At 67.1% G+C, this 14,360-nt stretch carries 15 protein-coding genes; 7 read left to right on the plus strand and 8 right to left on the minus strand.

Translation table 11 applies throughout. The annotated features are described in order from the left end of the window. Window positions 1-84: 84 nt before the first annotated feature. The 3 genes from yddG to IGS68_RS24825 all read left to right on the plus strand — a co-directional run bounded on the left by yddG (window position 85) and on the right by IGS68_RS24825 (window position 1,728). Window positions 85-990, plus strand: coding sequence for an aromatic amino acid exporter YddG (yddG, locus tag IGS68_RS24815; RefSeq protein ID WP_201075115.1), 906 nt, complete (start codon window positions 85-87; stop codon window positions 988-990). 169 nt (window positions 991-1,159) lie between these two features. Beyond that, entirely contained in the window at window positions 1,160-1,462 is a 303-nt protein-coding gene (locus IGS68_RS24820; RefSeq protein ID WP_201075117.1) for a type II toxin-antitoxin system Phd/YefM family antitoxin, read from the plus strand. Further along, on the plus strand, window positions 1,459-1,728 hold the full coding sequence (locus IGS68_RS24825; RefSeq protein ID WP_201075119.1) for a Txe/YoeB family addiction module toxin: 270 nt from the start codon (window positions 1,459-1,461) through the stop codon (window positions 1,726-1,728). The genes IGS68_RS24820 and IGS68_RS24825 overlap by 4 nt, the downstream gene beginning before the upstream one ends. Before the next feature lie 181 nt (window positions 1,729-1,909). On the opposite strand, the gene IGS68_RS24830 is transcribed toward IGS68_RS24825, so the two are convergent. The 5 genes from IGS68_RS24830 to betI form a co-directional block, all read right to left on the minus strand. After that, window positions 1,910-2,986: a GlxA family transcriptional regulator gene (locus IGS68_RS24830; RefSeq protein ID WP_201075121.1), complete on the minus strand. Its 1,077-nt coding sequence runs from the start codon at window positions 2,984-2,986 to the stop codon at window positions 1,910-1,912. Then, complete coding sequence (locus tag IGS68_RS24835) at window positions 2,983-3,930, minus strand: GlxA family transcriptional regulator (protein ID WP_247881067.1); 948 nt, start codon at window positions 3,928-3,930, stop codon at window positions 2,983-2,985. Before IGS68_RS24835 ends, IGS68_RS24830 begins: the two co-directional genes overlap by 4 nt. 196 nt (window positions 3,931-4,126) lie before the next feature. Next, entirely contained in the window at window positions 4,127-5,842 is a 1,716-nt protein-coding gene (gene betA / locus IGS68_RS24840) for a choline dehydrogenase (protein ID WP_201075131.1), read from the minus strand. Between the two features lie 61 nt (window positions 5,843-5,903). Continuing rightward, window positions 5,904-7,373, minus strand: a complete 1,470-nt coding sequence (gene betB / locus IGS68_RS24845; RefSeq protein ID WP_201075134.1) for a betaine-aldehyde dehydrogenase — start codon at window positions 7,371-7,373, stop codon at window positions 5,904-5,906. Window positions 7,374-7,650: 277 nt separating this feature from the next. Continuing rightward, a complete protein-coding gene (gene betI, locus IGS68_RS24850) occupies window positions 7,651-8,238 on the minus strand; it encodes a transcriptional regulator BetI (protein ID WP_201075142.1) in 588 nt (195 codons plus the stop codon). Window positions 8,239-8,358: 120 nt separating this feature from the next. Here betI and IGS68_RS24855 point away from each other — a divergent pair, with 120 nt between their 5' ends. Both IGS68_RS24855 and IGS68_RS24860 read left to right on the plus strand, forming a co-directional pair. Further along, a complete protein-coding gene (locus IGS68_RS24855; protein ID WP_201075143.1) occupies window positions 8,359-9,351 on the plus strand; it encodes a choline ABC transporter substrate-binding protein in 993 nt (330 codons plus the stop codon). 172 nt (window positions 9,352-9,523) lie between these two features. Beyond that, complete coding sequence (locus IGS68_RS24860; RefSeq protein ID WP_201075145.1) at window positions 9,524-10,225, plus strand: amino acid kinase family protein; 702 nt, start codon at window positions 9,524-9,526, stop codon at window positions 10,223-10,225. Between the two features lie 22 nt (window positions 10,226-10,247). Here IGS68_RS24860 and IGS68_RS24865 read toward each other — a convergent pair whose 3' ends face one another. Genes IGS68_RS24865 through IGS68_RS24875 form a run of 3 tightly spaced genes read right to left on the minus strand, consistent with a single transcriptional unit; the run spans window position 10,248 to window position 12,456 of the window. Beyond that, window positions 10,248-10,445 carry a hypothetical protein gene (locus IGS68_RS24865; RefSeq protein WP_201075147.1) on the minus strand — a complete coding sequence of 66 codons (198 nt, stop codon included), beginning with the start codon at window positions 10,443-10,445 and terminating at the stop codon, window positions 10,248-10,250. A gap of 17 nt (window positions 10,446-10,462) precedes the next feature. After that, complete coding sequence (locus IGS68_RS24870; RefSeq protein WP_201075149.1) at window positions 10,463-10,864, minus strand: hypothetical protein; 402 nt, start codon at window positions 10,862-10,864, stop codon at window positions 10,463-10,465. 8 nt (window positions 10,865-10,872) lie between these two features. Next, a complete protein-coding gene (locus IGS68_RS24875; protein WP_201075151.1) occupies window positions 10,873-12,456 on the minus strand; it encodes an FAD-dependent oxidoreductase in 1,584 nt (527 codons plus the stop codon). A gap of 191 nt (window positions 12,457-12,647) precedes the next feature. Here IGS68_RS24875 and IGS68_RS24880 point away from each other — a divergent pair, with 191 nt between their 5' ends. Further along, entirely contained in the window at window positions 12,648-13,325 is a 678-nt protein-coding gene (locus tag IGS68_RS24880; RefSeq protein WP_201075153.1) for an HAD family hydrolase, read from the plus strand. A 159-nt stretch (window positions 13,326-13,484) separates the two neighbouring features. Further along, entirely contained in the window at window positions 13,485-14,009 is a 525-nt protein-coding gene (locus IGS68_RS24885; protein WP_201075158.1) for a phosphatase PAP2 family protein, read from the plus strand. The last annotated feature ends 351 nt before the right edge of the window (window positions 14,010-14,360 follow it).

Below are 14,360 nucleotides of genomic sequence, written 5' to 3' on the forward strand. Positions count from 1 at the left end.
ATCGCCGCCGGCTGCTAGAATGCAGCAGCCGATTCGGCATAACGGAAGCGACACGCCCCCGTCCCGACACGTCAGAAATCTACAATGAGCACGTCCTCCCCCGTCACGGCCCCCGGGCGCTCCGCCGCCGGCCGCGCCACGCTGATCGGCATATCCGCGATCCTGATGTGGGCCCTGCTGGCTCCGCTCACGGCGCTGACCGGCGCGCTGCCGCCGTTCCAGACGGTGGCCGTCGCCTTCGCGATCGGGGGACTGACGGGGATCTGCGGCACCCTGGCGGGCGGCCGAAGCCCCGTGCGGGCCATGCGCCAGCCGGCTGCCGCCTGGGCCTTGAGCGTCGGCGGCCTGTTCGGCTTCCACTTCCTGTATTTCCTGTCGCTGAAGTCGGCCCCGCCGGTCGAGGCCAACCTGATCAACTACCTGTGGCCGTTGTTCATCGTGCTGTTCTCGGCTTTGCTGCCGGGCGAGCGCCTGCGCTGGTGGCACATCGCCGGGGCCTTCGCCGGCCTGGCGGGGACGGCGTTGCTGGTAACCCGGGGCGGCGGATTGTCGGTCCGCACCGAGTATCTGCCGGGCTATGTCGCGGCGCTGGGCAGCGCCCTGATCTGGACGACCTATTCGCTGCTGAACCGGCGCTTCGGACAGGTGCCGACGGATGCGGTCGCGGGCTTCTGCCTGGCGACGGCGGTGCTGGCGCTCGCGTGCCATCTGGCCTGGGAGGCGACGGTGTGGCCGGACGACGCGGTCGGCTGGGCCGCCCTGATCGGGTTGGGCATCGGCCCGGTGGGCGCCGCCTTCTTCGCCTGGGACCATGGCGTCAAGCGCGGCGACATCCGGGCGCTGGGGGCCTTGTCCTACGGGGCGCCGCTGATCTCGACGCTGCTGATGATCACCTTCGGATTGGCCGAGGGTCACTGGACCGTGTGGGCTGCCTGCGCGCTGATCGTCGGCGGGGCGCTGCTGGCAAGCCGGGAGATGCTGCGGCGGTAGCGTGCCGGCCGGCAGGTTACCGGGTTGGCAGCGTCCCTGCTTTTCTTGGCCACAGATTACGCAGATGGACAGAGATGAATACTGGTCCGCGAACGCATCGGCAGGATGTTATTGACAGCGATCACCATTGTACATAAATCTGTACAGCAACGTGGCGGAGACTGGAGCGATGGGACACGTCAGCTATACTGAACTTCGGCAAAATCTGGCCCGGTACATGGATGAAGTATGCGACAGCAATGCGCCCCTCGTCGTCACACGGCAGAATGCGCGCCCTGTCGTGATGATCAGCCAGGATGAGTACGAGAGCATGGCGGCAACTCTCCACCTGATCAAGTCGCCTCGCAACGCCCTTCGGCTCATCGAGTCCATGGAGGACGCCAAAGCTGGCCGGGTAAGCGAACGGGGATTGATAGAGGTGGACGACGAGGCGGAAACCGACCTTCGCACCGGCGATGGTGAGCCGGATTGACGAGACTCGCCTGGACCGACGCTGCTTGGGAAGATTATACATGGTGGCAGGAGAACGATCGCAAGACGGCCCGCAGGATCAACGAGTTGATCAAGAGCACCTTGCGAACGCCCTTCGATGGCGTTGGGAAACCTGAGCCATTGAGAGGGGATTGGGCGGGGTGGTGGTCTCGGCGGATCACCTTGGAACACCGCTTGGTATACCGAAACTTTGGTAACGGCGATGACGAGACATTGATCATCGCCCAGTGCCGTTATCATTACTGATGATGTTGCCGACGATCCGCGAAACGAAGCCATAAATTTGGCCGCAGATGCACGCAGATAAACACAGATGAGTATCAATCTGGTAGCGCGCCTTTGGCCCAAAAGAACTATCTGTGTTTGTCTGCGTGCATCTGTGGCCCAAAAAATAGAGCCTCCCATACTTGAAGGCTGACGGCCGCCGTCACTCGAACAAGCGCCGGTCCGGCGGCACCAGGTCGCGGTCCAGCGCAAGCGCCGTCACCGCCCGCAGTCCCTCCGCCAGCACGGCCGGCTCCGGGGCCGGCCCGTCCCGCCGCAGCTCGCTCGGGCTGACGCCGTAGACTTCGCGGAACTGGCGGGAGAAGTGGGCGCAGTCGGCGAATCCTGTTTCCTGGGCGATCTCGGTCACCGACCGGGCGGAGTTGCGCAGCAGCCAGTGGCCGTAACGCAGGCGCAGCAGGCGGTAGAAGCCGGTCGGGCTCATCGCCGTCGCATCGCGGAACAGCCGTTCGAACTGGCGGGTGCTGACGTTCAGGCGGCGGGCGATCTGCTCGACCGTCAGCGGATCGCTCAGGTTCTGCTCCATCAGAAGCAGCGCGCGGCGGACCCGGTCGTTGACGACGGCGGCAGCCCCCTCCGCCGATGCCGTCGGCGGCTGGGGCTGCGACTGGCCGGGCGGGCGGGCCTTGTCGATCAGCATGATATGCATCGTCTTCTGGGCGCAGGCGGAGCCCAGGTGCCGCTCGATCAGGAAGGCGGCGAGGTCGGCGACGCCCGCGCCGCCGGCACAGGTGATGCGGTCGCGGTCCACGACATAGAGCTGCTCGGCCACCGGCTGATGGTCGGGGAACTCCTCCAGGTAGTCGCGGTGATGGTACCAACTCACGCAGCAGCGCCGGTTGCGCATCAGTCCGGCGCGGCTGAGCACGAAGCTGCCGGTGCAGACCCCGACCAGACCGACGCCTTGGGCGCCGGCGGCGCGCAGGTAATCCACCGCCTGCGGGTCCAGCTGCGGACCGGCGTGGAGCAACCCTCCGACCACCACGATGTAGTCGAATTGGCGCGGGTCCTGGAACGCTTCCCAGCGGGCGACTGGGATGCCGCAGCTCGACCTGACCGGTTCGGGCGAGGAGCCCATGATGGTCCAGCGGCACCGGATCTGCCGGCTGCCGTCGCCGTCGTCGGCGGCCAGCCGCAGCGCGTCCATGAATGTCGACAGCGCCGTCAGCGTGAAGTTGTTGGTCAGGACGAACCCGACGGAAAGGCCGGTGCGGCTCATTTCGCCACCGCGGGCTGGCGGGTCGGCTCGACCAGGGGGCGGACGCGGTGGCTGCTCTGGTCGGCCCTGGGCGCGACGCCGAAATAGTCGCGGTAGCATTTGCTGAAATGCGTCGCCGAGACGAAGCCGCAGCTGATCGCCACCTCCATGACCGACATGCGGGTTTGGCACAGAAGCTGGCGCGCCCGCTGGAGCCGCAACCCTAGATAATAGCGCGCGGGAGAGCAGTTCATGAACTTGCGGAACAGCCGCTCGACGTTGCGCCGGGACTGGCCCAGCCGGCTGGACAGGGTCAGCAGGTCCAGCGGTTCCTCGATGTTCTCCAGCATCAGCTTGACGGCGGCGGCCAGTTCCTGCCGTTCGATGGCGGGATCGGGCTGGATCGCCTCCCGCTGGCGGACGGAGCCCTGGCGGATCTTGTCGTGCAGGAGCTGTTCGGCGATCGCCACGGCCAGCTTTTCGCCGTGGGTCCGCGCGATGCGGTGGAGCATCATGTCCATCGCCGCCGTCCCGCCGGCGCAGGTGAAGCGGTTGCGGTCGACGGTGAACAGCTCGCCGGTCGCCTCGATCTCCGGATAGGTTTCCGAGAAGCCGGCCAGGTTCTCCCAGTGGATCGTGCAGCGGTAGCCGTTGAGCAGGCCGGCCCGGGCGAGGATGTGGCTGGCCGTGCAGAGGGAGCCGAACTCCACCCCCTGCGCCGCCCGCCGCCGCAGCCAGGACAGCACGGCGCGGTCCTCGTACCAGTGGCCGTCGATGCCGCTGCACAGGACGATGGCGGGGATGTGGGGCGCCGCCTCGATCCCGTGGTCCACCGCGATGCGCAAGCCGCAGCTGGCCTCTCCCGATGTTCCGTCGGGGGAGAGCAGCACCCAGCGATAGAGCTCGCGGCCGCTGATATGGTTGGCGAGCCTGAGAGGCTCCAGGGCCGCCGTGAACGCGATCATAGAGAACCGGGGAATCAGCAGAAACCCCACCGTCTCAGGCGTGCTCACGGTATGGCCCATGACTGGAGAGACCTCTCAGGACATGTGGTTCACGGATCTATGCAGATTATGACTTCATCTTGTGGGCATCACTAAGGCAAGGGACGTTGCTTGGATAACCCCAAAGGGTTTGCCGAACCGCCCCGAAGCATTGGCGTCACCCGGCGGAACGGTAGCCGGAAACCGCTCCTCCGGCCGGAACCGGCTGCCGGGCCGGCGCGTCACCGGCGACATAGTAGGGCACGTCGGCGCGCGGCAGGGCGTCCCGGCCCCGGATCACGTCGGCCAGCTTCTCCGCCATCATGATGGTCGGCGCGTTCAGGTTCCCCGTGGTGATCTGCGGCATGATCGAGGCGTCGATCACGCGGAGCCCGTCCACCCCGTGGACCCTGCCCTGCCCGTCCACCACGGCCATGTCGTCGGTGCCCATCCGGCACGAGCAGGACGGGTGATAGGCGGTCTCGCCATGCTGCCGGACGAACTCGTCCAGTTCGGCGTCGGACTGGAAATCCACGCCGGGGCTGATCTCCCGCCCGCGATAGGGGTCCAGCGCCGGCTGCGCCATGATCTCGCGGGTGATCCGGATCGCGTCGCGGAACTCCCGCCAGTCCTGGGCGGTGGACATGTAGTTGAACAGGATGCTCGGCGCCTCGCGCGGGTCGCGCGACTTCGCCTGGATGCGGCCCCGGCTGGGCGACCTCATGGAGCCGACATGGGCCTGGAAGCCGTGGGCATTCACGGCATTGGTCCCGTTGTAGTTTATCGCCACGGGAAGGAAGTGGTACTGGATGTTCGGCCACGCGAAGCTCTCGTCCGAACGGATGAAGCCGCCGGCCTCGAACTGGTTGCTGGCCCCGGTGCCGGTGCCCATGAACAGCCACTCCGCCCCGATGGCCGGCTGGTTCCACCATTTCAAGGCGGGATAGAGCGACACCGGCTGGGTGCACTCGTACTGCAGGTACATTTCCAGGTGGTCCTGGAGGTTGGCGCCGACGCCCGGGATCTCCGCCACCGGCGATACGCCGAGGTCGCGCAGCAGGTCGGCGGGACCGAGGCCTGAGCGCTGCAGCAGGGCCGGCGAGGCGATGGCGCCGGCGCAGACCAGGACCTCGCGGCGGGCATGCGCCGTGACCGTCTCGTCCTTGCGCAGGTACGACACGCCGACGGCCCGCTTGCCGTCGAACAGTACCCGCTCGCTCAGCGCGTGGGTGACGATGGTCAGGCCCGGCCTGCCCTTGGCCATGTCCAGATAGCCGCGCGCGGTGCTGGCCCGGCGGCCCTGCGGCGTCACGGTCCGGTCCATCGGACCGAAGCCTTCCTGTTGGTAGCCGTTCAGGTCGTCTGTGTGCGGATATCCCGCCTGCACCCCCGCTTCGATCATGGCGTGGTAGAGCGGGTTGTTGCGGGTCTTCGGCGTCGCCACGCTGACCGGGCCGTCGCCGCCATGGTATTCGTTCGGGCCGATGTCGCGCCTCTCCGCCTTGCGGAAATAGGGCAGGCAGTCGCGGTAGCCCCAGCCGTCCAGGCCGAACTGCTCCGCCCAGTTGTCGTAGTCCATCGCGTTGCCGCGGATGTAGCACATGCCGTTGATCAGCGAGGAGCCGCCCAGCCCCTTGCCCCGGCCGCATTCCATCCGCCGGTTGTTCATGAAGGGCTCGGGCTCGGTCAGGTACGCCCAGTTGTAGCGTCGCCCCTGGAGCGGGAAGGCCAGCGCCGCCGGCATCTGGGTGCGGAAATCCATCCGGTGGTCCGGTCCGCCGGCCTCCAGCAGCAGGACGCTGACTCCCTCATCCTCGGTCAGGCGGGCGGCCAGCACGTTGCCGGCCGAGCCGGCGCCGACGATGATGTAGTCGAACTCCTGGATGGTAGGCATCGTTCAGTCCCTCCTGGAAAGACGGGGGCGTTTCGGAAAGTTCGGAAGATCGGAATGAAGATCAGAATACGGAGGCGAAATCGCCCAGCTCGACCTGGACCGACTTGATCCGGGTATAGTGTTCGAGCGTGCCGAGGCCGTTCTCGCGGCCGATGCCCGATTGCTTGTAGCCGCCGACCGGCATCTCGGGCGGCGACTCGCCCCAGCTGTTGATCCAGCAGATGCCGGCTTCCAGCCGGTGGATCACGCGGTGGGCGGTGCTCAGGCTCTCGGTCACCAGCCCGGCGGCGAGGCCGTAGGAGGTGGCGTTGGCCCGGCGGACCACCTCGTCCTCGTCGTCGAAGCCCAGCAGACTCATCACCGGGCCGAAGATCTCCTCCCGCACGATCGCCATGTCGTCGCGGCAGTCGGCGAAGACGGTGGGCTCGACGAAGGCGCCCTTGTCGAACGGCGCCCGGGTGACGCGGCTGCCGCCGGCGAGAAGCCTGGCGCCTTCCCTGCGGCCCTGGTCGATGTAGCGGAGCACCTTCTCCAGGTGGCCGAAGCTGGACAGCGGGCCGAAATTGGTCCGCGGGTCGAGCGGATCGCCCAGCCGGATGCGCCCGACGCGCTCCAGAACCAGCGACTGGAACTCCGCCATCACCGAGGAATGGACGAAGACCCGCGTGCCGTTGGTGCAGACCTGGCCGGAGCTGTAGAAGTTCGCCATCATCGCGATGTCGGCGGCACGGCCCAGGTCGGCGTCGGGGAAGACGATCAGCGGCGACTTGCCGCCCAGTTCCATCGTCACTTCCTTCAGCGTGGAGCCGCCGGCGGTCGCCATCACCTTGCGGCCGGTCTCGACGCCGCCGGTGAAGGAGATCTTCTCGATGCCGGGATGCTCCGCCAGCAGCGCGCCCACCCGGCCGTCGCCCTGGACGACGTTGAACAGGCCGTCGGGCAGGCCCGCTTCCGTGTAGATCTCCGCCAGCTTCAGGGCGCTCAGCGGGGTGATCTCGCTCGGCTTGAAGATCATGGCGTTGCCGGCGGCCAGCGCCGGAGCGGATTTCCACAGGGCGATCTGGATCGGGTAGTTCCAGGCGCCGATGCCGGCGACCACGCCCAGCGGCTCCCGCCGGGTATAGACGAAGGACGAGGCGCGCAGGGGGATCTGCTGCCCTTCGATCGCTGGAACCAGCCCGGCGTAGTATTCCAGCACGTCGGCGCCGGTCACGATGTCCACGGCGCTGGTCTCGCTCAGCGGCTTGCCGGTATCCAGCGTCTCCAGTTCGGCGAGTTCGTCGTTGCGCTCCCGCAGGATCTCGACGGCACGGCGCAGGATGCGCGAGCGCTGCATGGCGGAGAGTTCCATCCAGGCCTTTTGGCCCTCGCGGGCGCTGGCGACGGCACGGTCGATGTCGGCGGCCGAGGCCTGGTTCACTTCGGCCAGCACCTCGCCGGTCGCCGGGTTGACCGTCGTGAAGGCGGCGCCGCCCTCGGCCGCCGAAGCACGACCATGAATGTAAAGCCGCTGCTGCCCGAACCTGGCCATGACACCCTCTCCGTCCCGCTTATACCGCTCGTTCCGCTCCGATCCGTTTCGATGTAATGTTTTTATATTGAACGTTCAACCAAAAAAATGAGACGCACAGGGAGGGGCGTCTCCACACAAATGGGCGTTGAAGGGAACCTCATGCCCAAGGTCTTGGCCGCGGATGGGCGAAGATCAGCGGAAACGGGTCATGCCCCGGCGCTTGTCGTCAGCCGGACCGAGAGCAGACCCCAGGATCTTTGACCATCCGCGGCCAAACCGGACCGCGCGTTTCGGCTCAAGCCTCGGGGGCGCACGCCAGCTGCGACGCGAGATAGCTCCGCACGATCGACCGCGCCGTATCGGACTTCTCGACGCCCTCCAGGGAGGCGCGCAGCCACAGCCCGTCGATCAGGGCGGCAAGGCCGGTCGCGGCCTCCTCCGCACGGTCCGGCGGCAGCAGGCGCCGCAGGTCGTAGAGCAGGTTGGAGCGCAGGCGCCGGGCGTTGACGCGCTGCAGCCGGGCCAGTTCGGGCACGTGCGGGACCTGGGCCCAGAAGGCGAGCCAGGCGACGATCACCGGGCGGTCGAACTGGTTGGCCGCGAAGTTGCCGTCGATGATGGCGGCGAGCCGCTGTTCCGGCGAGGAGGCCGCCGCCAGCCGCCCGACCACGTCCTGGCGCAGCTGCTGCAGAAGATTTCGCATCGTCGCCTCAAGAAGGTCGTCCTTGCTGCCGAAATAATGATGTATGATGCCGGTGGAAACGCCCGCTTCCTTGCTGATCCGTGATATGGTCGCGTCAGCGAAACCGTACCGGCTGATCGACGTGATCGTCGCCTCGATAAGCTGCTGTCGGCGTATTGGCTCCATACCGACTTTCGGCATGAGTTGATCCTCACCTTCTGGTTTTATCCGAAGGGGAACTTAGCTTTTTTTTATTGGACGATCAATCAAAATAAGCTATCTGTGTTCGGCATCACGGGCATGAACTGCAGGAGTTACCTGATGCAGACCTACACGCGCGCGCCGAAGTTTGGCGCCCTCGCACGCACCCTGGCGTTGGCCTTCACGGTATCGGCCGTAGCCTTGACGGCGGCCACCCCCGGCCCCTCGGCCGCGGCGGAATCCGACAAGTGCAGGACGGTGCGCTTCGGCGACGTCGGCTGGAGCGACATCGCCGCGACCACGGGAACGGCATCGGTCGTGCTCCAGGGGCTGGGCTACAAGACCACGACCCAAATCGCGTCGGTGCCGGTGGTGTTCCTGGGTCTGAAGAAGAAGGACATCGACGTCTTCCTGGGCAACTGGATGCCGACGATGGAGACCTTCATCCGGCCCTATATCGACGACAGGTCGATCGAGGTCGTGCGCGCCAACCTTGAAGGCGCGAAATACACCCTGGCGGTCCCGACATATGCCGCCGAAGGCGGTCTCCGCGACTTCTCCGACATCGCGAAATTCAAGGACAAGCTCGACGGCAGGATCTACGGGATCGAGGCCGGCAACGACGGCAACGTGATCATCGACAACATGATCAAGGCCGATGCCTTCGGCCTGAAGGACTTCCGGCTGGTCGAGTCCAGCGAGGCCGGCATGCTGAGCCAGATCAAGCGCGCGCAGCGGTCCAAGGATTGGGCGGTCTTCCTGGGCTGGGAACCGCATCCGATGAACAAGTCGATCGACATGACCTACCTGACCGGCGGCGACGAATGGTTCGGGCCCGACCTGGGCGGGGCGACGGTCTATACCAACGTGCCGGCGGGTTATCGGCAGACCTGCCCGAACGTCGGCAAGTTCCTCGACAACCTCGTGTTCGACCTGAACATGGAGAACGAGATCATGAGGTCGATCATCGACGACAAGCAGGCGCCGGAGGCCGCGGCGACGGCTTGGCTGAAGAGCAACCCCGCGGTTCTGGAAACCTGGCTCAAGGGCGTCGCCACCGTGGATGGCAAGGACGGCCTGGCGGCGGTCAGGAATCATCTCGGCGTCTCCTGATCCGGCACGCCCTGTCCGGTCGGGAGAGTCGGCCGGCGGACCGGGCCAGGGATGAAGTTTGTCGCAAAAAGGCAGGCAAACCTTGTGCAGGCGCCTAAATGATGGTCGCCTGGACCTTGCGACTTCTCTCTCCGTCCCTTTGCCCATCGGACCCCATGCCATGGACCCCCGGTTGATCCCGACGAAAGAAGCCCTGCCGACCCTGGAGGACGCCTGCGTGATCCAGGTCGGCGGCACCCTCGCCGATTGGGTGGGCACGGCCGACTGGATAGCGCTGGCGGCGCGGCTCGGTTCCGTACGCCCGACGATCATCGTGCCGACCGGCGGCCCCTTCGTCGATACGGTTCGGGAAGCCGAGGACATGTGGCGCCTGCAGCCCGCCGTCGTGCGACGGATGACGCTGCTGGCGATGGACAGCTTCGCCCTGCTGCTGCATGGCATCCACCCGGAGATCGGGATCGCGGCCGGCCCGGCGGAGATGAAGGCCAACGCCGCCGCCGGGCAAGCCAGCGTCTGGCTGCCGTCGTCCCTGGCGGAAACGCGGCGGGAACTGGTCGAGGATTGGGACGCGGCCTCGGACAGCCTCGCGGCGTGGCTCGCGGTGGAGATCGGCGCGGAACGGCTGATCCTGGTCAAGGCGGGGACCTGCCCGTGCCATTCCGTCGAGGCTCTCGGGGCCGATACCGCCGCGATGGTGCGCGACGGGGTCCTGAGCCCAGGCTTCCCGGTCTGGCGGCGCCGGTTCGGCGGCGCCGTCTGGTGCGTGGAGCGGGAGCGGGTGGAAGACGTGGCCGCCGCGCTGGAACAGGGCGGCGGCTTCGGATGCCCGCTGGCCGCGACACCCCTGATGGGCGTCGCGGCACCGGATCGTTAGGACCGCTTCCCCGGCCCGGACTTCAGGCGGAGCGGCGCCCGGCCAGGCGGCGGCCGATCGCGCCGGCGATCAGGCCCAGCAGCCAGACTGCCAGGGCGACGGCGACGCTGGCGCCGATCACGAAGATCCACTGCGACTGCTGGAAGCCGCAGTCGCAGACATTGTAAAGATACGCGAAGACCGCCCCGCCGCACAGCAGGGCGAAGATGGCACTGATCACCGCCGGCTCTCCATCGTTCAGGCCTGGGCCGCGAGGGCGTAGAGCCGGGCTTCGGTCTCGGCCAGGACCCAGCCTTCCACCTTGACCGTCCGACCCTCGGCGAAGTCCCGCCGGATGCGGCCGCGCAGCCAGCCGTGGATCTCGGCGTCGGCAGAACCGGCAAGGCGGTCGCGCTCCGCGCCGAAGATCGTGTCGACCAGCACCTCGCGCGGCCGGCACAGATCGGCATGGCCCTGGCAGGCGAAGCCGACGCGGCGCGCGTCGTTCGGCCGGGAGAACATCCGGAGCGCCCGGTCGGCCAGATCGCGGTCTCCCGCCCTTTCGGGCAGGGCGAAGGCGCCGGCCGGGGACGGGGCCACGGCGGCCAGCCCGGTGACGGCGGCGAAGCCGGCCAGGGCGGTGCGGCGGGTAAGCTTCATGCGGGTGCTCATGCTGTCAACAGCCCCTTCAGGTGTCCGGCCAGCCGGACGGAAAGCGCGGTGATGGTGAAGGTCGGGTTGGAGGTGCCGACCGTCGTGAAGACCGAATTGCCGACGACGTAGAGATTGCCGACGCCATGGACCCTGCAGTCGGCATCGACGACGCCATCGCGCGGATCGGCGCTCATCCGGGTCGTGCCGGCATGGTGGAAGCCCCAGGTGTCGAAGCGCGACCAGACGTTGGGATCCTCCTCCATGGCGATCTGCATCCGGCCGAGGCCGAGACGCCCCAGTTCCTCGCCCATCAGTTCCATGGAGCGGACGACGCTGTGCTTCTCGATCTCCTGCGTCGCCCAGTGCAGGTTGATCCGGCGCAGGCCAAGATCGTCGACCTGGTCGGTCAGGGTGATGCGGCTGTCGGGGTTGGGGACCTGCTCGACCTCCATCTTCAGCAACCAGACCGCCAGGTTGCCCGTGTCGCCCGTGACCCTGCGGGCGAGGTTGCCCGCGACATAGTCGATGTCGCAGATGATGTTGCCGACATGGACGTTGAAGTCGCGCATCCAGCCGCCGCCCGAGATGAACTTCTTCAGCCCGTCGCGGATCGCGGCGAGCGACCGGTCGCCCTGGGTGCGGATGCCGTCGTAGAGTTCCAGGCTGAACTGCGCGTTGCACATCCGCTCGGCGCGGATCGTCTCCTCGCTGAGGTGCAGCGAGCCTTCGATGTATTCGCCGCTCGGCACCGTGTTCCGGCGGTAGAAACCGAGGTCGGTCGAGCCGTCCGACAGCAGGATCATGCCGGGGCTGGCGACCCGGTGCTCCATGAAGAATCGGCCGACGTTGTCGTGCTCGTTTCCGATGCCGTTGGGACGCACCTTGTTGGCGTTCAGCAGCATCCGCGGGTTTTCCATCCCGCCGCAGGCCAGCACGAAATGGCGGGCGCGGAAGGTGGAGCGGTTGCCCGCCGCGTTGACGACGGTCACTTCCCGGATCAGGTCCTCGGTCTCGCCGATCACCAGGTCGACGACGCTGCAATTGAGGTAGCAGGTGACGTTGGGCGACGCCTTGACGGCATCGCGGTGGACCTCGCCGAAGCGGGTCGCGTGGATCTGGGTGGCGCCGGTGTGGAATCGCTTCGGATCGAACGGCAGCATCGGCATGCCGGCCGCCTTGGACCAGTACTCGCCGTCGAACAGATGGGGATTGAGGCCGATGATCTCGGCCGCGCGCGGATAGTGGGCCTTGACGTCGTCCAGGGTGATCGGCCAGCCGCTGTGCGGGATCCAGTCGCGCTTTTCGAAATCGATCGGGTCCAGGCTGCGGCAATAGCCGCCCCAATGGTTCGTCGTGCCCCCGAAATAGCGCAGGCGGCAGGCGTCCAGATCGGCATACTCGATACCGGTCTGGGTGCCCTCGTAATTGGGTTGCCCGTTCTCCGGATACTCGAAGCCGCCCGCCTCGATGATGGATACCCGGAAGGGCGCACCGGTCAGTTCCAGCGCCATCGTGATGCCGGCGGCACCGGCACCGATGATGCAGATTTCGGTCTCGATGACTTCGCCGGAAGGTATCTCGGCGCCTTCTAAGATCATGTCTCAATCATTCCTTGATCACTGGCATTCCCTGATCACTGGCCCTGGGCACGGCGAGCGCGAGCCTATGTTTCGCCCCGGACGCGGACAATCGAGCAGGGTTGGTACCCCTATCGCCACATATCTAAGGTAGAGCAACCGGCCCAGCCACAAACGTGTTTCCCCGGCACCGACGATTCAAGGAGATCCCTATGGCACACATGGATACCGCCTTCGTGTTCGACCTGGACGGCACGCTGATCGACAGCGTCTACCAGCATGTGCTCGCATGGCAGGAAGCGCTGGACGCCGAGGGGATCGAACTGTCGGCCTGGCGCATCCACCGCAAGATCGGCATGAGCGGCGGGCTGTTCACCAACATGCTGGTCCGGGAAACCGGGCTCGACATCGACCAGGACCTGCTGGACCGGCTGCGGGCGCGCCATGCCGAGGCCTACCGTCGGCAGTCCGGCCGGCTGCGGGCCCTGCCGGGATCGCGGGAGTTGCTGGCGCACCTGACGGACTCCGGCATTCCCTGGACGATCGCGACCAGCGGCCGGATGGAGACCGCGGCGCCCGCGCTGGAGGTGCTTGGAATCGACCTGGAGAAGATCAAGGTCGTGACCCGCGACCAGGTCAAGTATGCCAAGCCGGATCCGGACCTGTTCCTGACCGCGGCGGAGCGGCTGGGCGTCGACATCCAGTCCACCATCGTGGTCGGCGACAGCATCTGGGACACGCTGGCGGCCCAGCGCGCCCGCGCGCTGAGCGTCGGCCTGCTGTGCGGCGGCTACGGCGCCGACGAGCTCCAGAGGGCGGGAGCCTTCCGGGTCTACGAGGACCCGGCCGACCTGCTGAAGCACCTGGACGAGGTCGGCGGCCGGCGCTGACCGGCGGCGGGCCGGACCAGGAACAAGGAATGCAGGCAATGCGTTCTGTCCGGCATGGAAAGTTCCTATCCGCTGCCCCGCCCGGTGAGGCATACGGCGCGGGCGATGATCGCCCGCCGGCCGTTGGTTGCCAAGGCCTGCTCCCCGGAACCGACCGGGGTGGCTGGCCTTGACCTGATCGTCCGCAACTTCTGTCTCGACGACCCCGGACCCGTCGCCCAGGCGGTCAAGATCGCGGGACGCTACGGCATCAAGCGCCACGTCCTGATCCCCGCCTTCGCCCTGTGCTGGGCCGCGGGCAGCCATCGCGACCTGCCGGCGATGAAGCGGGCCGGGAAGGTCGGCGTGACCGGCGTGGTGGCGACGGCGCTGGTGTCCGAAGTGATCAAGCGCAACCTGTGCCGCTCCCGCCCCTGCGACTGCGGCGATGCCGGCGAATGGGGCACCGAGGGTGCCCGCTCCTTCCCCTCCGGCCATGCGGGAAGCGCCTTCGCGGCCGCCACGGCGATCGCCTGCACGGTCGGGGACCGCCGCATCGGCGCGGGCCTCTTCCTGACGGCCGGCGTGCTGGCGGGCGGGCGAGTCTACGCCGACCGGCACTGGACTTCCGACGTGGTCGCCGGGGCCGTCCTGGGCACGGCGGTCACCGCGCTGGCGGCATGGTGGCTGGGAGTTCGGCGCTAGGAAAGAATGAGGAGATGGTGTCCGCGGCGGGATTCGAACCCACGGCCCCAGGATTCATCCCACTTCGGCTTTCGCCGCCGCCGAGCTATCGATATGCCCGGCGTTCGTGGTCTGGACTGTCCCTTCACCATGGGCCGAAGCCGACAGGTGCCGCCCGTCCAGTCTCTACACCTTCCCCGACCTTTCGGAGGGGGCTTGGCTCGGGATCGGCACGGTGCCGTCGGCACCGGAGCTTTCCCCGACTTTGAGCGGATCCGCCGCGCGGTTTCCCCTCGCGACGCCCAATTGAACTAGGAATCCTGTGCTCTATCCTGCTGAGCTACGCGGACATTATCTCCTGTGGAATGTCTA

The sequence above is a fragment of the Skermanella sp. TT6 genome, from assembly GCF_016653635.2.
GTDB classification, from domain to species: Bacteria; Pseudomonadota; Alphaproteobacteria; order Azospirillales; family Azospirillaceae; genus Skermanella; species Skermanella cutis.